Source organism: Serratia quinivorans, assembly GCF_946227985.1.
Lineage (GTDB): Bacteria > Pseudomonadota > Gammaproteobacteria > Enterobacterales > Enterobacteriaceae > Serratia > Serratia quinivorans_A.
Map to the genome: position 1 here is coordinate 1,207,453 of NZ_CAMKGL010000001.1, position 19,484 is coordinate 1,226,936.

Here is a 19,484-nt window from a genome sequence, read left to right on the forward strand (position 1 = left end):
AATAACTATTGAGCCGGGGGGTAAAAAGCCATATATTGGGCGCGTTTTTTCACGGTAGTGACTCATTCAATTTAATAATTCAACTAGGGCGTTACTGATACCCCCAGTTGTAGGAGAGATATGATGACGGATAAAGTCCGTATTGATAATTTCGGTGTGAATTTAGAAAATGTAAACAACGAAACATATTTGGCGAGACAAGCCGAATTTGAATCGAATGTCAGGAGTTACCCCCGTAAATTGCCGTTGGCAATTGCGAAAGCCCAAGGCGTGTGGATCACCGATGTTGAGAATAATCAATATCTTGATTGCCTGGCTGGTGCGGGTACGCTGGCTCTGGGTCATAACCATCCTGACATCCTCCAAAGCATCCAAAATGTCATTACCAGCGGCTTGCCGTTACATACCCTCGATCTTACAACGCCGTTGAAAGATCAGTTCTCAGCTTATTTGCTCTCTTTATTGCCAGGACAAGGTCAGGAATACTGCCTGCAGTTCTGTGGCCCTTCAGGCGCAGATGCGGTTGAAGCCGCACTGAAACTGGCGAAAAAGCACACCGGCCGTTCTGGCGTGATCAGCTTCTCCGGCGGTTACCATGGCATGACCCATGGCGCGCTGGCGGTCACAGGCAACCTGTCACCGAAAGAAGCGATTAACGGCATGATGCCGGAAGTTCAGTTTATGCCTTACCCGCATGAGTACCGCTGCCCGCTGGGTATCGGCGGCGAAGCCGGCGTTAAAGCACTGACCTACTATTTTGAAAACCTGATTAATGATGTCGAAAGCGGCGTGCGCAAACCTGCAGCGGTCATCCTGGAAGCGGTTCAGGGTGAAGGCGGCGTCAACCCGGCTCCGGTCGAATGGTTGCAGCGCATTCGCAAAGTGACTCAGGAACACGGCATTCTGCTGATTATCGACGAAGTTCAGGCCGGCTTTGCCCGTACGGGTAAACTGTTCGCCTTCGAACACGCCGGAATTGAGCCGGACATCATCGTGATGTCCAAAGCGGTAGGCGGCGGCTTGCCGTTGGCCGTTCTGGGTATCAAGAAAGAATTTGACGCCTGGGAACCTGGTCACCATACCGGCACCTTCCGCGGTAACCAACTGGCGATGGCCACCGGCCTGACTACCCTGCAACATCTTAAAGATAACAACGTGGCCGCTAAGGTCGCTGCACAAGGCGAATGGCTGAAAGCCAAGCTGGCCGAGCTGCAAAAACGTTATCCGGCCATTGGCCACGTGCGTGGCCTGGGTTTGATGATTGGCATGGAAATCGTTAAACCGGATGAAGCCCAGGATCATATGGGTTGTTACCCGGCAGATCCTCAGTTGTCTGCCCTGCTGCAGAAGAAATGTTTCGAAGCCGGGTTGATCCTCGAGCGTGGCGGCCGTAACGGCAACGTACTACGCCTGCTGCCTTCGCTGTTGATCACCAACGACGAACTGGGCATTTTCCTGGATAAATTTGAACAGGCCCTGTTAGCCGCCGGCGTCAAACCTGTAGGTATGGAGTGAATTCGATGTCCCGGTTAAACCCGATTCTGGCCGCTTCGGCGCAAAGCACCGAAGCCTACCAGCAAGCGATCGAGCAAAGCAGTCAGGCGGTGGTGCAGTGGCTGCAACAACCCGAGATGTATCAGGGGAAAACCGTTGCCGAACTGCGTGAACGCATTACGCTTGATTTTAATCCTCAGGGCCTGGGCAACCAGGCGGCGATCGAACGCGCGATTGAGTACTTTTTAAAAGACAGCCTGTCGGTGCATCACCCACAGTGTGTCGCGCATTTGCATTGCCCAAGCCTGGTGATTAGCCAGGCCGCGGAAGTGCTGATCAACGCCACCAACCAGAGCATGGACTCCTGGGATCAAAGCCCTTCTGCCACCATCATCGAGATGAAGCTGATTGAGTGGTTGCGTACCCAGGTCGGATATCAGCCTGGCGATGCCGGCGTGTTTACCAGCGGCGGTACCCAGAGCAATCTGATGGGGCTGATGCTGGCACGCGATGCCTTCTTCGCCAAGCAGGGCCACTCTGTGCAACAGGATGGACTTGTCGGTAACCTGCGCAAGATTAAAGTCTTATGCTCTGAAAACGCCCATTTCTCGGTGCAAAAGAACATGGCGTTGCTCGGCCTGGGTTATCAATCCGTTACTCTGGTGAAAACCGATCAATTCGCACGGATGGATGTGAACGACCTGGCCGAAAAAGTGGCGCAAGCCCAGGCCAATGGCGAACAGATCCTCGCGATTGTTGCCACCGCAGGTACCACCGATGCCGGTGCTATCGACCCGCTGCGTGCGATTGCGCAGTTGGCGGCAGAACACCAGATCTGGGTGCATGTTGATGCGGCATGGGGTGGCGCGCTGCTGCTTTCCGAGAAGTACCGTGACTATCTGGACGGCATTGAATTAGTGGATTCCATTACCCTGGACTTCCATAAACAATTCTTCCAGACCATCAGTTGCGGTGCCTTCCTGCTGAAAGAGGCCCGTCACTATGAGCTGATGCGCTATCAGGCGGCCTACCTGAACTCCGAATTCGACGAAGCCCAGGGCGTGCCTAACCTGGTGTCCAAATCCTTGCAGACCACCCGCCGTTTTGACGCTTTAAAACTGTGGATGGGGCTGGAGGCATTAGGGCAACAGCAATACGCCGCGATCATCGATCACGGCGTAACACTGGCGCAACAGGTTGCCCACTATATTGGCGACCAACCGGCGCTGGAACTGGTGATGCAGCCACAGTTGGCCAGCGTGCTGTTCCGCTACCGTCCGCAGTCATTAGCCGCCAGCGGCGATGCCGCTGTGGCACTGTTGAACCAGCGAATTGGTGATGCCTTGCTGGAGTCAGGTCGTGCCAACGTCGGGGTGACCGAATTTAATGGTGTAACCTGCCTGAAAATGACGCTGTTAAACCCAACGGTCAGCCTGGACGATATCAAAGTCCTGTTGGCACTGGTGGAAAAAACCGCGCAGCAGTTGCCTGCCGCCTAATCCACCTGCCCTGACCAAGCGAAAAGCCGATAACCTTTGCGGGTTATCGGCTTTTTATTTATTGATGAACACCCACTGTGAAATCAATGATGCCTATCAGTGAATTATTCTACGCCTAAATGTTCAACCAGCCATTAATCAGCGTGCAACTCTGCCCGCCAATCCATGCCTCATCGTGAATAAAATGAACGCTAACCCGGCCTTCTCTATGTAGTTGGGTACCTTGTCGAACCTGATACCCCTGTGCTGTCTGGCCACCGTCGGGGAAGTTGGTCGCCTTCAACAAACGGGCCAGGCACGCATTAGCACTGCCAGTCACTGGATCTTCTACCAACTTATCCCATTCAACCAGAAACGCTCGCATTTCGTAATCGGCTGGACTACCAGATGAATAGGCACCATAAATCACTACGCCATCAACATGGCAATCAATTTGCAGCTTTTTAATCATGGCTTGATCCGGCGTCATTGTCAGGCAGGATTGAGCGTTTGGCATACGTACCATAAGCCAGCGAATGCCCATATCGGCAATCACCGGTATCAGGTCTGTATCAATAACCGCAAGCTGAAAAGCCGCTATTAGCCGTTCCTTTTCTTCAATAGCCAGCGTTCGAAACGTGACTTCAGGTGCGGCAAACGCCAGTGTTCCTTCAGGGAAGATATTAATCGCAACCAGTCCAATTCCGCACTCTTGCATAATAACCCCCGGCTGTTTGGTCACCAGGCCAGCTTCCAATAATGCATGAGCCGTACCCAATGTCGGATGTCCGGCAAAGGGCAACTCTTTTACGGGGGTAAAAATACGCACTTGATAATCTGCAGCCGGATTAACCGGCTTGAAAACAAACGTCGTTTCTGAAAGGTTGGTCCAGCGAGCTAATGAAAGCATCTGCATTTCATTCAACCCATCCGCCTCCAGGATCACCGCCAAGGGATTTCCCTGCAAGGGTGAAGTGGTAAATACATCCACCTGTTTGTAGGCCCGTGGTATCACATCATCTCTTCTGAGCATTTGCCATAATCCGTTATATATAATGCTTGATGATAGCTCTACCAAATGGCATACATCAATTTATGAATCTGCGGTTTTTGACCCGCACTTGCCGGCGAAAGATAGCTCAGGATGCCCGATGACAGACCCCGATCTCAATTTACTGATTGCTCTCGATGCCCTACTTACCCTGGGTAGCGTCGCGGGTGCTGCCCGCCGTCTTAAATTAAGCGCCTCTGCGATGAGCCGCACGCTTAGCCGCCTGCGAACGGTCACCGGCGATCCTTTACTGGTGCGTGCCGGCCGCAATATGGTGTTGACGCCCTATGCCGAAGAGATACGTGAGCGAACAAAAAACGCGGTGTTCGAAGCCCGCGCGGTGCTGCGTCCTGCGGTATCAGATCTGAGTTTATCAAGCCTGGAAAGAACCTTTACCCTGCGTGCCAACGAAGGGTTTGTCGAAGCCTTTGGCGCCGTGCTGATCGCAGCGGCCGCAAAGGAAGCTCCTTTGGTACGCCTGTGTTTTGCCCCCAAGCCAGAGAAAAGCTCCACCCATTTGCGCGAAGGTCTGGTCGATCTTGAGATTGGCGTGCTGGGGGTAATGGGGCCGGAAATTCGATTGCAGGCCCTGTTCCGTGACCGATTTGTTGCGGTAGTCCGCAAAGGCCACCCATTTGAACAACAGCCCGAGATTACGGCCCAACAATATGCCGCCTGTGGTCATGTGGTTGCCTCACGCCGTGGGCTATTAACCGGGCCGGTAGACCAGGCGCTGACCGAACTGGGGCTGGAACGCAAGGTCGCCGCCGTAGTACCGAGCTTTCCCGCCGCGCTGGCGGTGGCTCAGGCCTCTGATTTAGTGGCGCTGGTGCCCGCCTCTTTTCTGATCAATCACCCGGTGGGCAATGACGGTACCGCTACACTCTTTGCTTTTGAACTGCCGGTAAAAACTCAGGGCATTACCGTGTCGCAAATGTGGCATCCACGTTTGGAAGCCGATGTGGCTCATCGCTGGCTGCGACAGTTAGTCTTGCGCGTGGTTAAACAGCGTTTTGAAATTCGGGAGTTTTAAGGGGACGATGTCGGGCGCATTAATGCCGGAGGGAACGTTGGGCTTATTGGCTAACAATGGGCAATGGAAAAATACGTATTAAACCTACCCCAAGATTTTTCATCTTTCGCTTTAAAGGGCTCTGAATCGGGTTAGCGTCCACTATGCAGTGCAGGTAAAACGATGACGCCCAATCAATCGAAACACTGCACAGTGGAACGCGAATGTTAACGTAATGAATTAAATTCCTTAACCTTATGTAACTAAAAAAACCGAAAAGGTTGCGGTTAATTAATTTGTAATGACAAGCCCCAAAAATATAAGCACAAAATAGGCTATTCCCTGCTCATGAAAGTTAGCACCCCTTATTATCCCTGGCCACATCAGGGTTTAATAGATAATCAACAACCTCATCATCCACACATTGATTAACGTCGTAAAGCGCAATGGCATGCCCATCCCCTTTTTACCGTCATCTGTTATATCCACCACGCCGTCCAAAACCATAACCCTGATATTATTAGGGAATCGTTCGCATACATTTGTGATACCTGGGTGCCATAGGAATTACCAATACTCTTTAATTTGTCGTCACCCCGAGTATTTCTGAGTACCTCAAGGTCATTAACTGTCTCATCGGTACCTCTATGTTTCAGCACCTTAAGTCAGGTATTAAACAGACTTTCAAAACACTCATGGCGCAACTTCAGCTAAAGTAAACAGGAACACCTATCCCCAAGGGGCCTATTCTGTCTGCAAATATTCAAGCTTTGGTCAACGGGATCGTTTTACTGCTACCTCATGGCACGGAGGTCGTCAACGTGCCCTTACGGCACGCCAGGCTAACAATTACCGCCAAAAAGCAACATATCCTTAACTCGCTAACGAATCAAATGGTACAATATATTCATTCCGTCGCGTGATCCCCGCGTTGCAATTCCGTTTTGATTGGGCGGACGCAAAATCGCGATCACTCGAGGTAAACATGAAGAAAAACACTATCTTGGAGTCTGTCAGCCATGCCTGAATCAAATACCCGTCCGGGTATAAAATGTAAACTATGGTGTTGTTTATTGGGGATAATCCTGACCGTAGTCGGCTTATTCTTTGCCATTGCCGGTGGCAAGCTGGTCTCGTTGGGGGGCAGCAGCTACTTCCTGATTGCCGGTATCGTCACCCTACTTGCCGCAGTGCAATTCTTCCGCCGTAAATCTTCGGCGGTAGTGCTGTTCCTGCTGGTGTTTATCGGCACGCTGATTTGGTCGGTGTACGATGCCGGTTTCGATTTCTGGCCACTGGTTTCACGCTTAATGGTCCCTACCGGTTTGATGCTACTGGCCTTGCTGGGCTGGCCGACACTGCGTAAATCGGAAGGCAAGGCGCCGCTGGCGAAGCTGTCCTACCTGCTCAGCGCGGTACTGGCGGTTGGCATGGTTGGCACCTTTGTGCAGATGTTCCAGCCACACCCTACCGTTGCTTTCAACGGAAAACCCTTGCCGTTGATCCCGGTGGATAAAGCCAAACAGCAAAAAGACTGGGACAACTACGGCAACACCCCTGGCGGCAGCCGCTTCGTGGCGTTGGACCAAATCACCCGCGACAACGTGAAAGAGCTGAAAGTCGCCTGGACCTTCCACACTGGCGATACGCCGTTAAGCCCGGACGGCAACGGTGCGGAAGATCAGCAAACGCCGCTGCAAATCGGTAATCGCGTCTTCCTGTGTACGCCGCATAATAATGTCATCGCCGTCGATGCCGACAGCGGTAAAGAGATTTGGAAGCGTGAAATCAACGCGAAATCTCAAGTCTGGAACCGTTGTCGCGGCCTGGCCTACTTTGATGTTACCAAGCCAATACCGGCGCCGACGGTGCCGGGTTCAACGCCTGCCATACCTGCTACTTTGGCGGCCGGTGACAGTTGCCAGCGCCGTATTCTGATGAACACCATCGATGCACGCCTGGTGGCGATCAATGCCGATAACGGCGAGTTCTGTCAGAACTTTGGCAACCAGGGTGTAGTCGATCTTAAGGCCGGTCTGGGGGATGCTGCAGATCCCAAATACCAACTGACCTCTGCCCCTACTCTGGCCGGTACCACCATCGTGGTCGGCGGCCGCGTGGCCGATAACGTGCAAACCGATATGCCGGGCGGCGTACTGCGTGGTTTCGACGTGATCACCGGTGAAATGCGCTGGGCGTTCGACCCGGGTAATCAAGATCCGAATTCGGCATTGAAACCGGGGCAGACCTTCGTGCGCAGTACGCCGAACTCCTGGGCGCCGATGTCCTACGACCCGGCGATGAATACCGTGTTCCTGCCCATGGGCAGCTCTTCTGTTGACCTGTGGGGCGCTAACCGCAACGCACTGGATCACAAATACGGTGCCTCTATCCTGGCGTTGGATGCCACCACCGGTAAAGAAAAATGGGTGTATCAAACCGTTCATAACGACCTGTGGGACTTCGATCTGCCCATGCAGCCGAGCCTGATCGACTTCCCAATGAAGGATGGCACCAGCAAACCGGCGCTGGTGATTGGTGCCAAAACCGGGCAGCTCTTCGTGCTGGATCGCCATACCGGTAAACCTTTGACCGAAGTGAAAGAGCTGCCGGTGAAAACCCGCACCATCCCTGGCGAGCAGTACTCGGCCACTCAACCCTTCTCTGTCGGCATGCCGCAGATCGGCAATCAAAAACTCACCGAATCCGACATGTGGGGAGCAACGCCGTTCGATCAACTGATGTGCCGCATCAGCTTTAAATCGATGCGTTATGACGGGCTGTTCACCGCACCAGACACCGATATCTCGCTCAGCTTCCCCGGTTCGCTGGGTGGCATGAACTGGGGCGGTTTGTCGACCGATCCAAACAACCACTATATCTTTGCCAATGATATGCGTCTGGGCCTGTGGGTACAGATGATCCCGCAGAAAACCGATGCAAACGCGCCAGCCAGCAACGGCGGTGAGTCGGTCAACGCCGGGATGGGGGCCGTGCCGCTGAAAGGGACCCCTTACGGCGTGAACAAGAACCGCTTTATGTCACCGCTGGGCATTCCATGCCAGAAACCGCCTTTCGGCACCCTCTCCGCCATCGATCTGAAAACGCAGAAAGTCGTGTGGCAAGTCCCGGCCGGCACGGTGCAGGATACCGGGCCATTCGGCATCAAAATGCGCGCACCTATGCCGGTTGGCATGCCAACGCTGGGCGGCACACTAGCCACTCAGGGTGGCCTGGTGTTCATTGCAGGCACTCAGGATTATTACCTGCGAGCATTTGATTCTTCCACCGGTGAAGAAGTCTGGAAGGCACGTTTGCCTGTCGGCAGCGGCGGCACGCCAATGAGCTATGTTTCGCCGGTCACCGGCAAACAATACATTGTGATCTCCGCCGGCGGCGCACGCCAATCGCCAGACCGTGGCGACTACGTCATTGCTTATGCGCTTGATAAATAAATTCTCCCATAAGCTATAATTACACCAGCCCCCGCTTAATCACGGGGGCTTTTTTATATCTGTCGATATAAGGGTTAATGATAGTTAACAGTGAAAACAGCCGGAGAAAATTGGATGAGTCAAAAAATATAAATACGAGAGTATTCCTAATGTGTTGACCGGGATTATCTCTCATTCTCTCTGGTGGTTTTTTATTGCACAGGCCAGGCTATATGATGATTTCCGCTGGCAAAAAATATTATTGGTGTGAATGCCGAGCGGTTTTCAGAGGAAATGACAAATGAGTGTTTTACCCGAGCGCAGTGATGGCAGTCATCCTGTTGATATGGCTAATGAAATATTTAACGGTTTGCCGAATCTCATTGGCGTAGGTAATAGCCTCGGGGGACATTTCAATACGTTGTGGTGTGAATATACCGGCCTTGCTTCATTTGATAACCAAGACGCCTGCTGGTTGAAAGTCCTGCATCCGGATGACTATGCGCACATCAACTCGTTGTGGCAACAGTCGATAACCGCCATCACCTCGTTCGTTTATCAGGCCCGTCTGCGCCATTGCAGCGGTGAGTATCGTTGGTTTTTACTGTCGTGCGGCGTAAAAAAAGACCCGAACTCCGCTCAATGTCGTTGGTTTCTCAGCTGTACCGATATCCATCAGCAAATGCTGGAAAAACAAATCATTGCCGAGACGTTGGCGGCACAGAAAAATATGCTGGATGCCAGCGTCGACTGTATCAAAGTGATTAATAATGATGGTTCATTGCTGCATATGAACAAAGCGGGCAGCATCGCTTTGGGCGTAGATGAGAACCGGCAGCAGTTTGGCATGCCCTGGTTGGGTTTGCTGCAGCAAGAAGTTCGCCAGCGTGGCAAAAAAGCGCTACGCAAGGTGTTAAGCGGGAAAAATGCCAGATTCGCCGGCCTTAGCGCCACCCCGGATGGCAGATTGCAGCATTGGGATAATATCCTCACTCCGGTGATCGACAAGGACTCCCGGATACAAAATATATTGTGCGTTTCACGCGATGTCACCTCTCAGCGGATAGCTGAAAAACGCTTACTGATCGCCAGTGAATATGACGAACTGACCGGTCTGCCCAACCGGCGGTTATTCAAGAAAAGATTAAGACAGGAAATGAAACGCTCGCTGGCCACGAATAAATCGCTTGGGCTGATTTTGCTGGATCTCGACCACTTTAAGCTGGTCAACGATACCCTGGGACACGATGCCGGCGATCATCTGTTACGCGTATTGGCCCGGCGACTCAAGGCTGATTTGAACGCTAACTCATTTGTCTCACGATTGGGTGGCGATGAGTTTGCGGTAGTGATCAGCGACGTTGAAAACGAGCAGGATATTTTCAAAATCGCCAATAACTTTCTGCTGCAACTTGAAGCACCGGTCACGCATGGCGGTAAAGCGCTTAATTGTGGCATGAGTATTGGCGGAGCCCTCTACCCGCAGGATGCCCGTGACGCGTCAGAATTGATGAAATGTGCCGATACCGCCCTGTACGAACTCAAAGACGGCGGCCGTGGCGGCGTTTATATGTTTAATCCGCAGATGATGGATAAAGCCAGGGAACGTGCGACACAGCTTAATCACGCCCGTCAGATTGTGCGTAACAAGCAGATCCGCCCCAGCTATCAGCCCAAGGTTAATCTGGCAACCGGCGCCATTGTCGGCTTTGAAGCCCTGCTGCGCTGGTATTGTCCGCAAAACGGCATCCAGATGCCGGATAGCGTCTGCGAAGCGTTTAACGATTACGAACTGGCAACCAAAATCGGCGAAACCATGCAGATGAAAGTGTTTACCGATATCTCGACCTGGCTTGCTTCTGGTGCCGAAGTTTTGCCAGTGTCACTGAACGCTTCCCCTATCGAATTTTTACGCGATAGCTACGCCGAAACATTCCTGCAGCGCGTGCAGATGTTTAACATCCCTCACCACCTGATTGAGCTGGAAGTGACCGAACACGCCTTCAACAAGCACGGTTCGAAGTATGTGCTGCGCGCTTTGCAAATGCTCAAGGAAATGGGGATACGGATTGCGCTCGATGATTTTGGCACCGGGCACTCTTCCTTAACCCACCTGATGAACTACCCGCTGGACTGCATAAAACTGGATCGCGACTTTATCCGCCGCATGAACCACGAAGCGGCTATTTTAGGCATCGTGGAAAGTATGGGTATTCTGGGGCAAAAGTTATCCATCGATATCATTGCCGAAGGGATTGAAACCGAACAGCAGCGGCAAACGCTGTGCAATTCCGGATATCATTTGGGCCAGGGTTTTCTGTTTAGCCAGGCCGTTGAGGCGCCCCGCGCGCTCAGTATGTTGTTAAAGAGACCGGCCCCTAAAATAACCGCTTGACCTTCCCGTGGTGGGAAGCTTTAAGCTTTCCACCAACAGACAGCATAAAGGGACAGCTCAATGACTTCCATTTCTCTCAAACCCGCCTCCCCCCCGGCAATGTCTCAGGTCAGCCGACTGAGCCTGCCGGTCGATGGCATGACCTGCGCTTCGTGCGTAGGCCGTGTCGAACGTGCTCTGAAGGCCGTACCCGGAGTAGATAGCGCTTCGGTCAATCTGGCCACCGAACGCGCCGATCTGACCTTCAGCGGCGCGGCTGACCCGCAGGCGGCGGTTCGCGCCATTGAGAACGCCGGATATAACGTGCGTGAAGAGACCACGGAGCTGGTCATCGAGGAGATGACCTGTGCGTCCTGCGTCGGCCGGGTAGAAAAGGCACTGAACCAAATACCCGGCGTGCTTGAGGCCAATGTCAATCTGGCAACCGAACGTGCGCGGGTGCGTCACCTTGCCGGTGTCGTCTCTATTACAGACCTTGAGGCCGCCGTTGAAAAAGCAGGCTACCGACCACGACGCCTGTCCACCGCCACTGCCAGCACAGAGGATCAGGATACCGAGCGACGTGAGCATGAGGCCCGTGGATTACGGCGCTCGTTGCTTATTGCCGCCATCCTCACCTTGCCGGTGTTCATTCTCGAGATGGGATCGCACCTGATCCCCGCCATGCATCACTGGGTGCTGGGCGTGCTGGGTGAACAAACCAGCTGGTATCTGCAATTTGTTCTCACCACCCTGGTGTTGTTTGGACCGGGGCTGCGTTTCTTCCGCAAAGGGATCCCGGCGCTATTGCGCGGCGCACCCGACATGAACTCGCTGGTGTCGGTCGGCACAGTGGCGGCGTACGGCTATTCGGTGGTGACAACTTTCATTCCCGAGGTGCTGCCACAGGGGACCGCCAACGTCTATTACGAAGCCGCTGCGGTCATCGTCACCCTGATCCTGCTTGGTCGGACTTTAGAGGCTCGCGCCAAGGGGCGTACCTCACAGGCCATCAAGCGGCTGGTCGGCCTGCAGGCCAAGACTGCACGCGTCGAGCGTAATGGCGAAACCGTCGAAATCCCGCTCGATCAGGTGGCCCTCGGTGACATCGTGCTGGTTCGTCCGGGCGAAAAGGTGCCGGTTGACGGCGAAGTCGTCGAAGGAACCTCTTACGTAGACGAGAGCATGATCACCGGTGAGCCGGTGCCGGTACAAAAAGGCGTGGGCGCCGCTGTTGTCGGTGGCACCATCAACAAAACCGGGGCTTTCAGTTTCCGCGTCACCAAAATCGGTGCCAATACGGTGCTTGCGCAGATTATTCGTCTGGTCGAGGAAGCTCAGGGCTCCAAACTGCCGATCCAGGCGCTGGTCGACAAGGTCACCATGTGGTTCGTGCCGGCAGTGATGGCCGCCGCCGCGCTGACGTTCCTGGTTTGGCTGGTGTTCGGCCCGACCCCGGCCCTGACCTTTGCGCTGATTAATGCGGTAGCCGTGCTGATTATCGCCTGCCCTTGTGCCATGGGATTGGCCACGCCAACCTCAATCATGGTAGGGACCGGTCGCGCCGCCGAGCTTGGCGTGTTATTCCGTAAGGGCGAGGCCTTGCAGGCGCTGCGCGATGTCAGCGTTATTGCGCTCGACAAGACCGGCACCCTGACCAAAGGTCGCCCTGAACTGACTGATTTGGTGCCCGCAGAAGGCTTTGAATACGATGAGGTTCTGGCCCTGGTGGCGGCCGTGGAAACGCGTTCCGAACACCCGATTGCCGAAGCGATTGTGGCGGCAGCCAGGCAGCAGAACATGACGCTCGCCGCGATAGAAAGCTTTGATGCCACACCGGGCTTCGGCGTCTCTGCCAGCGTCGCCGGACGCACCGTCGCCGTCGGTGCAGACCGCTTTATGACCCAGCTCGGCCTTGATGCAAGCAGCTTCCAACAGGCCGCGCAGCGCCTCGGTGAACAGGGTAAAAGCCCACTTTATGCGGCCATCGACGGCCGTCTGGCGGCGGTGATCGCGGTCGCTGACCCGATCAAGGAAAGTACGCCAGAGGCCATCAAGGCGCTGCATGCGCTTGGCCTTAAGGTGGCGATGATCACCGGCGACAACGCGGCCACCGCTGCGGCGATTGCCAAACAGTTGGGTATTGATGAAGTTGCCGCCGAGGTTCTGCCCGACGGCAAGGTCGCGGCGCTGAAGAAATTCCGCAGCGGCGGTGCCCGGGTGGCCTTTGTGGGCGATGGTATCAACGACGCACCGGCACTTGCCGAAGCCGACGTTGGCCTGGCCATCGGCACCGGAACCGATGTGGCCATTGAGGCCGCTGACGTGGTGCTGATGTCGGGCGACCTGCGCGGCGTCCCCAATGCCATTGCACTCAGCCAGGCGACAATCCGTAACATCAAGCAGAACCTGTTCTGGGCCTTCGCCTACAACGCGGTGCTGATCCCGGTTGCGGCCGGCGCACTCTACCCGCTGAACGGCACATTGCTTTCACCGATCTTCGCCGCGGCGGCGATGGCGCTCTCCAGCGTCTTCGTACTCGGCAACGCGCTGCGGCTCAAGGGCTTTCAGGCCCCAATGGCGGTTGAAGAAAAGATAAGCGCTGACACGCACTAATCCCCCATAACCGACCGCCCGGCGATGCTGCCGGCGGTCGGTTTTTTTATTGCAGCATTATTTCCTCTTCAAACACTCAATGACCTGCCCCCGCCAAGCCATCCTGCAACCTGACATTTCTAAAATTAGTTAGCCAATTTTGTTCGTTCACAGATTTAGCGGCATAAAGGATAGTGAGTCGACCGCCCCAACCACCTAATAATGCAGGTAATAATAATGATGTATAGCGCAAAACTCACCGCAGCGGCGGCACTCCTGGGGATTTCTGCCCTGGCCCATGCCGCACCGGGCATTGACCTGGTTGCCAACGAAACACCGATCCATACGCAAAAAAGCCCTGAGGCGGCGGCCAGGATCCCGGCCGGATTTAAATTTGTCGAGCCGGGCACGCTAACCGTGGCCGTGTCGATACTGGGCAGTGGCCCACCTTTTGGGCTGTACGCCCGTGATAATAAAACGGTGATTGGCAGTGAGTCGGATATTGCCCGCTTGGTGGCCGATGGCCTGGGGCTGAAGCTCAAGCTGGTACCGACCTCGTGGGAGGACTGGCCGCTGGGCGTCACTTCCGGCAAATACGACGCGGCGATTTATAACATTACCGTGACTCAGGAGCGGAAAACCAAATTCGACTTCGCCACTTATCGCCAGGATACGCTGGGGTTCTACGTCAAGACCGGCAGCAAAATCACCTCGATAAAATCGGCCCCGGGTATTGCCGGCAAGAAGATTATCGTCGATTCCGGCACCAATCAGGAAGCGGTGTTGCTGGCCTGGGATAAAGAGAATCAGGCCAAAGGGCTACCCGCCCTCCAGCCGATTTACGTGACCGACAAGGCGGCCGCCACGCTGGCTATTCAGTCAGGCCGGGCTGACGCAACCTTTGGGCCAAACGTCTCCGGTGCTTATCAGGCAAAATTGAACGGTAAAACCACCTTGGTGGGCATCGTACCGGGCGGCTGGCCACGCAGCGCCAACATTGCCGTTACGGTGAAAAAAGGCAATGGCCTGGTGGATGCGGTGCAGGCTTCGCTCAATAGCGCTATCGCCAATGGCAGCTACCTGAAGGTGTTGGATCGTTGGGCGGAAAGCGACGAGAAAATCGAACATTCTGAAATTAACCCACTGGGATTGGGCGACAAATAACCCTCAGGCCAAGGCCCCGAAAGGGGCCTTGGCTATTGGGCAGTCATTCTACTGCCCGCCCACGGTGTTTCTCCATCCTGCGATAAAGCGTACTGCGTGAAACCCCCAGCCGTTTCGCCGCCAGGCTGATATTGCCATTAGCGTGGCGGATAGCGTCCAGCATCTCCTGCGGCGCGGCGCGGGAATCTGGAGGCAACGATAAGGCCTCAAACTGTTCCGGCAGTGCGTCAGGCGCAATCAGCTCGCCATCATCCGCCAGGGCCAACAGCACCTTCAGCGTGCTCAACAACTGCCGAACGTTGCCGGGCCACGGATAGCGAGCCAGCACCGCGACGGTCTCCGCGGCCAGCCGGATACCCCGAGACTCGGCCCCCAGCTCACGCCACAGATTAAGGATAAAACCCTCGACGTGCGCGCGCTGACGAAGCGGTAAAATGCGCAGGTTAAACTCCTGGATCCGGTACATCAAATCCTCACGGAACGCCCCCGCCGCCACCTGCTGCGCCAAATCTTGGTGGGTAGCGCAGATCAGCGAAAAGTCGACGGCATAGCTGATACGGCTGCCAAGCGGCGTAACCGTTTTTTCCTGCAAAACCCGTAGCAGTCGGGTCTGTAGGCTCAATGGCATATCGCCGATTTCATCCAGGAATAACACGCCACCATCGGCCTCTCTGATCTTGCCAAGGTACCCTTTTGGGTTGGCACCGGTAAAAGCACCGGGCGCATAGCCAAAAAGCTCGGATTCGATCAGGTTCTCAGGCAATGCAGCGCAGTTGATCGCCACGAAATTGCCCTGCCGCCGGTGACTTTCCTCAAACAACCGCTGGCTAAAGTACTCTTTGCCGCAGCCGGTTTCTCCGCTAATGCACAGCGCCAGCCCGGCATTCAAAATACGTAATGCTTTTTGTCTGTCGGCACCGTCACGATCAACGGCAGACAGCAGCGGCCGGATCGCCTGCGAATGACGTTTCGGCATCTGCAACTGCGAATAATAGTGACGATTATTGACTGCCAGCGTTTGACGTGGCGAGTTCAGCGTTTGACGCTGCATTTGCGGAAACAGGGTGGCGAAATTCAGAGTGCCAAAACAGGCTGCGGTAAGATTGAACTCTTGCATTGCCAGCCGGTTGGCGGCGGTGAGGATCTCATCGCGAAACACCAGTATCAGCTCATGGGCGCTGCCGAGCACCCGCGCATCACTGTGCAAGCGCAACGTCCAGTGTTGAGCGGTGACACACCCCATCACCCATTGGTGCTCTATGTGCCTGACAGCCTGCAAAATCAAGGATCGTGCGTTATCGAAAGGGCGTTGCGCCGGCGTAGAAATGTCCAGTACGCCGGCAATCAGGCCGTCGGGTCGGTAAATTGGCGCTGCCGCGCAATAAAGCCCCGTGTTCTGATTAAGAAAATGCTCGTCGCCATTAACCTCGCACAGCGCACCCAGCGCCAGCGCGGTACCTATAGCGTTGGTGCCACGTTCCTGCTCACCCCATAAATTGCCCGGAGCCAGCGAGATACGCGACGCCTTACGCAAAAAATGGCTATTGCCGCAGGTTTCCAGCACCAGCCCCTTGGCATCAGAGATCACCACTATTGAGGGTTGTCGGTTAATTTCGCCGCCCAGACGCTCGAGCAGCGGCTGCGCCAGTTGCGCCACCCAGCCATTTTGCCCACGCACTTCATTGAGCAAAGTCGGTCGGATAAAAGGAACCAAATCGTCGGCCCGGTTAAGGCCATAACCCCGGCTGCGTAGCCAGGATTCTGACAGTGAGCCGGATGCAGACAGGTTATCGCTCTCAGAGGCAAACCCGGCTTGGGTGGTCTGGTCTTTATGCAACATCCCCAACTCCCGCCAATAAAGTGTTGCATTTTTGTATCATAAATGTGCCCCATGCGTTGCGACATGGGACACAAAAAATAATAGAAATGAATAATAAGCCCGCGGTTTTATTGCTGTAGAAAGGGTTTTTGTTTATTCAATTGTTTGATATTAATGTTTTTTTGTTTTTACACCTTTGTCATTGACGCAATGTGGCACAGGCAATGCTTAGGGGTAGAGTGATGGCGCCACTCAGTCAGGCGTCAACCCTACACAGTCTGTTCCCATAAGAGGTGTTTACATGAAATACGTTCATCCCGGTTTACCTGGCTCGCTGGTTTCATTCAAGCAACGTTATGGCAATTATATTGGTGGCAAATTTGTCGAACCCGTTTCAGGCAACTACTTCACCGATACCTCCCCTATGACCGGCCAGACGGTGGCCGAGTTTCCACGCTCCGACGCAAAAGACATCGAACTGGCATTGGATGCCGCCCATGCCGCCGCCGAGTCCTGGGGTAAAGCCAGCGTGCAGGAGCGCTCCAACGTGTTACTGGCTATCGCCGACCGTATGGAGTCAAAGCTGGAGTTACTGGCGCTGACTGAAAGCTGGGACAACGGTAAGCCGATCCGCGAAACGCTGAACGCGGATATCCCACTGGCGATTGACCATTTCCGCTACTTCGCCGGATGCCTGCGTGCGCAGGAAGGCACCGCTGCCGAGATCGACCAAAACACCGTTGCCTACCATATTTACGAGCCGCTGGGCGTGGTTGGGCAGATTATCCCCTGGAACTTCCCGCTGCTGATGGCGGCCTGGAAACTGGCTCCGGCGCTGGCAGCCGGTAACTGCGTGGTGCTTAAACCGGCGGAACAAACCCCGCTCAGCATCTGTGTGTTGCTGGAAATGATTGGCGACCTGCTGCCGGCCGGGGTACTCAATGTAGTGCAGGGCTTTGGTAAAGAAGCCGGTGAGGCACTGGCGACCAGCAAGCGCATTGATAAAATTGCCTTTACCGGCTCCACCCCGGTAGGCCGACATATTCTTGCCTGTGCAGCGGAAAATATCATTCCCAGCACCGTCGAGCTGGGCGGCAAGTCACCGAATATCTTCTTTGAAGACATCATGCAGGCCGAACCGGAGTTTATCGACAAGGCAGTTGAAGGCCTGATCCTCGGCTTCTTCAACCAGGGTGAAGTCTGTACCTGCCCTTCACGCGCTCTGATCCAGGAATCTATCTACCCGCAATTTATGGAAAAAGTGCTGGCGCGCATCACCACCATTCGCCAGGGCGACCCCTTTGACACCGACACCATGATTGGCGCACAGGCTTCTCAGCAGCAGTTCGACAAGATCCTGTCTTATATCGAGATCGCCAAGAACGAAGGCGGGAAAATTATCGCCGGCGGCGAGCGTGCCAGCCATCAGCAAACGTTGCAGAGCGGTTTCTATCTCCAGCCTACGCTGATCACCGGTAATAACAGCATGCGCTTCTTCCGCGAAGAGATCTTCGGGCCAGTGATTGGCGTCACCACCTTCAAAGACGAAGCTGAAGCGCTGGCATTGGCTAATGACAGCGAGTTCGGGCTGGGTGCCGGTCTGTGGACCCGCGACGTCAACCGCGCTTACCGCATGGGGCGCGCCATCAAGGCCGGGCGCGTGTGGACCAACTGTTATCACCTCTACCCGGCGCATGCCGCCTTCGGCGGTTATAAAAACTCCGGCGTCGGCCGCGAAACCCACAAGGTGGCACTGTCGCATTACCAGCAGGTGAAAAACCTGTTGGTCAGCTACGATGCCAAACCGCTCGGGCTGTTCTGATTTGGTGGCCTTCAGATGGCTGACAAACCCGCGAAAGGGCTAAATCGGTAAGGGTCGAACATGCTCGGCCCGATTTAACCCATTAATTATGCAAAGGGGCGCAGCATGCAGCGCCCCTACCATTAAACAACAGCGTTCTTGGTCAACGGCCTCAAGGCCCCCCCGCGGTGGCCTTGGTTTTGGCAGGATTAAGAGTGGGTCAGATCGATAACCATACGGCCACGGATGCTGCCTGACTTCATCTCTTCAAAGATGGCATTGATATCCCCCAGCGGTCTTTTGGTCACTTTCGGCGTCACTTTGCCTTCAGCGGCAAACTGGAAGGCTTCTTTCAGATCTTCCCGAGTCCCCACCAACGACCCCACGACCTGAATACCGTCCAGTACCAGGCGCGGAATGCTCAGATCCATGCTCTCTGGCGGCAGACCCACGGCCACCACCTTGCCCCCGGCGCGAACCGCATTTACCGCAGAGTTAAAGGCCGAACGTGCTACCGCAGTGACCACGGCGGCATGAGCGCCCCCGACTTTCTGCTGGATAATTTCTTCGGCGTTCTCAGTTTTGGAATTGATGACCAGATCCGCACCAATTTCTTTGGCAAAATCCAGTTGGCCCTGATTAACGTCAATGGCGATCACTTTGGCGTTGAACACGTTCTTGGCATACTGCAGCGCCAGGTTGCCCAATCCGCCCAGGCCATAAATCGCGATCCACTGCCCCGGTTTGATGTCGGAAATTTTTACCGCTTTATAGGTGGTCACCCCGGCGCAGGTAATGCTGCTGGCGGCGAAAGGATCCAGGCCATCAGGCACCTTGACCGCATAGTCCGCCACCACAATGCACTCTTCGGCCATGCCGCCGTCAACACTGAAACCGGCATTTTTGACCGAGCGACACAGGGTTTCGTTACCGTTGACGCAGTATTCACAATGGCCACAGCCCTGATAGAACCAGGCGACGCTGGCACGGTCCCCGACTTTTAACGAGGTCACCCCCTCGCCAATGGCAGTCACAACGCCGACCCCTTCATGGCCCAGGGTGATGCCGGGAACCTCGCCGAAATCGCCATTTTTGACGTGAAGATCGGTATGACAAACGCCACAACACTCCATCTTGAGCGCCGCTTCGCCATATTTCAGTGGGCGAAGCTGCTTTTCCTGAATATCTACGCTGTGGTTTTTGGTGACTACGGCAGCTTTCATAGGATGTCTCTCCTCAGGTGAGTTGAAGTACAGTTGTTA

Annotated in this window: 11 protein-coding genes and 1 pseudogene; 8 read left to right on the forward strand and 4 right to left on the reverse strand. The window is 54.7% G+C overall.

The window, feature by feature from the left end:
• Window positions 1-123 precede the first annotated feature (123 nt).
• Together OCH02_RS05620 and OCH02_RS05625 are read left to right on the forward strand one after the other, a co-directional pair.
• Window positions 124-1,515 carry a diaminobutyrate--2-oxoglutarate transaminase gene (locus OCH02_RS05620; RefSeq protein WP_261430800.1) on the forward strand — a complete coding sequence of 464 codons (1,392 nt, stop codon included), beginning with the start codon at window positions 124-126 and terminating at the stop codon, window positions 1,513-1,515.
• A gap of 5 nt (window positions 1,516-1,520) precedes the next feature.
• A complete protein-coding gene (locus OCH02_RS05625) occupies window positions 1,521-2,993 on the forward strand; it encodes a pyridoxal phosphate-dependent decarboxylase family protein (RefSeq protein ID WP_261430309.1) in 1,473 nt (490 codons plus the stop codon).
• Window positions 2,994-3,108: 115 nt separating this feature from the next.
• Here the strand turns inward: OCH02_RS05625 and OCH02_RS05630 are convergent, their stop codons facing one another.
• The gene (locus tag OCH02_RS05630; protein WP_261430310.1) at window positions 3,109-4,005 is read right to left on the reverse strand and encodes a PhzF family phenazine biosynthesis protein; all 897 of its coding nucleotides are present in this window, start codon (window positions 4,003-4,005) and stop codon (window positions 3,109-3,111) included.
• Between the two features lie 118 nt (window positions 4,006-4,123).
• Here OCH02_RS05630 and OCH02_RS05635 point away from each other — a divergent pair, with 118 nt between their 5' ends.
• Window positions 4,124-5,056, forward strand: a complete 933-nt coding sequence (locus OCH02_RS05635; RefSeq protein WP_261430311.1) for a LysR family transcriptional regulator — start codon at window positions 4,124-4,126, stop codon at window positions 5,054-5,056.
• Between the two features lie 334 nt (window positions 5,057-5,390).
• Here the strand turns inward: OCH02_RS05635 and OCH02_RS25470 are convergent.
• Window positions 5,391-5,489 (reverse strand): annotated as a pseudogene (locus OCH02_RS25470) (hypothetical protein); the annotation flags it as partial.
• A gap of 565 nt (window positions 5,490-6,054) precedes the next feature.
• Between OCH02_RS25470 and OCH02_RS05640 the strand changes: the two are divergent.
• The 4 genes from OCH02_RS05640 to OCH02_RS05655 all read left to right on the forward strand — a co-directional run bounded on the left by OCH02_RS05640 (window position 6,055) and on the right by OCH02_RS05655 (window position 14,602).
• Entirely contained in the window at window positions 6,055-8,490 is a 2,436-nt protein-coding gene (locus OCH02_RS05640) for a glucose/quinate/shikimate family membrane-bound PQQ-dependent dehydrogenase (RefSeq protein ID WP_261430312.1), read from the forward strand.
• A 280-nt stretch (window positions 8,491-8,770) separates the two neighbouring features.
• Window positions 8,771-10,864 carry an EAL domain-containing protein gene (locus OCH02_RS05645; RefSeq protein ID WP_261430313.1) on the forward strand — a complete coding sequence of 698 codons (2,094 nt, stop codon included), beginning with the start codon at window positions 8,771-8,773 and terminating at the stop codon, window positions 10,862-10,864.
• Between the two features lie 60 nt (window positions 10,865-10,924).
• A complete protein-coding gene (locus OCH02_RS05650) occupies window positions 10,925-13,459 on the forward strand; it encodes a heavy metal translocating P-type ATPase (protein WP_261430314.1) in 2,535 nt (844 codons plus the stop codon).
• Window positions 13,460-13,675: 216 nt separating this feature from the next.
• Window positions 13,676-14,602 carry an ABC transporter substrate-binding protein gene (locus OCH02_RS05655; protein ID WP_261430315.1) on the forward strand — a complete coding sequence of 309 codons (927 nt, stop codon included), beginning with the start codon at window positions 13,676-13,678 and terminating at the stop codon, window positions 14,600-14,602.
• 43 nt (window positions 14,603-14,645) lie between these two features.
• Here the strand turns inward: OCH02_RS05655 and OCH02_RS05660 are convergent, their stop codons facing one another.
• On the reverse strand, window positions 14,646-16,442 hold the full coding sequence (locus OCH02_RS05660) for a sigma-54-dependent Fis family transcriptional regulator (RefSeq protein ID WP_261430316.1): 1,797 nt from the start codon (window positions 16,440-16,442) through the stop codon (window positions 14,646-14,648).
• Between the two features lie 280 nt (window positions 16,443-16,722).
• Between OCH02_RS05660 and OCH02_RS05665 the strand changes: the two genes are divergently transcribed.
• Window positions 16,723-18,243, forward strand: coding sequence for an aldehyde dehydrogenase family protein (locus tag OCH02_RS05665; protein WP_261430317.1), 1,521 nt, complete (start codon window positions 16,723-16,725; stop codon window positions 18,241-18,243).
• A gap of 188 nt (window positions 18,244-18,431) precedes the next feature.
• On the opposite strand, the gene adhP is transcribed toward OCH02_RS05665, so the two are convergent.
• On the reverse strand, window positions 18,432-19,445 hold the full coding sequence (gene adhP / locus OCH02_RS05670; RefSeq protein ID WP_261430318.1) for an alcohol dehydrogenase AdhP: 1,014 nt from the start codon (window positions 19,443-19,445) through the stop codon (window positions 18,432-18,434).
• Between the last annotated feature and the right edge of the window lie 39 nt (window positions 19,446-19,484).

Excerpts from the sequence above, each read along its gene's own strand:
- OCH02_RS05620 (WP_261430800.1), top strand. The coding sequence starts at position 124 with ATGACGGATAAAGTCCGTATTGATAATTTCGGTGTGAATTTAGAAAAT.
- OCH02_RS05625 (WP_261430309.1), top strand. The coding sequence starts at position 1,521 with ATGTCCCGGTTAAACCCGATTCTGGCCGCTTCGGCGCAAAGCACCGAA.
- OCH02_RS05630 (WP_261430310.1), bottom strand. The coding sequence starts at position 4,005 with ATGCTCAGAAGAGATGATGTGATACCACGGGCCTACAAACAGGTGGAT.
- OCH02_RS05635 (WP_261430311.1), top strand. The coding sequence starts at position 4,124 with ATGACAGACCCCGATCTCAATTTACTGATTGCTCTCGATGCCCTACTT.
- OCH02_RS05640 (WP_261430312.1), top strand. The coding sequence starts at position 6,055 with ATGCCTGAATCAAATACCCGTCCGGGTATAAAATGTAAACTATGGTGT.
- OCH02_RS05645 (WP_261430313.1), top strand. The coding sequence starts at position 8,771 with ATGAGTGTTTTACCCGAGCGCAGTGATGGCAGTCATCCTGTTGATATG.
- OCH02_RS05650 (WP_261430314.1), top strand. The coding sequence starts at position 10,925 with ATGACTTCCATTTCTCTCAAACCCGCCTCCCCCCCGGCAATGTCTCAG.
- OCH02_RS05655 (WP_261430315.1), top strand. The coding sequence starts at position 13,676 with ATGATGTATAGCGCAAAACTCACCGCAGCGGCGGCACTCCTGGGGATT.
- OCH02_RS05660 (WP_261430316.1), bottom strand. The coding sequence starts at position 16,442 with ATGTTGCATAAAGACCAGACCACCCAAGCCGGGTTTGCCTCTGAGAGC.
- OCH02_RS05665 (WP_261430317.1), top strand. The coding sequence starts at position 16,723 with ATGAAATACGTTCATCCCGGTTTACCTGGCTCGCTGGTTTCATTCAAG.
- adhP (WP_261430318.1), bottom strand. The coding sequence starts at position 19,445 with ATGAAAGCTGCCGTAGTCACCAAAAACCACAGCGTAGATATTCAGGAA.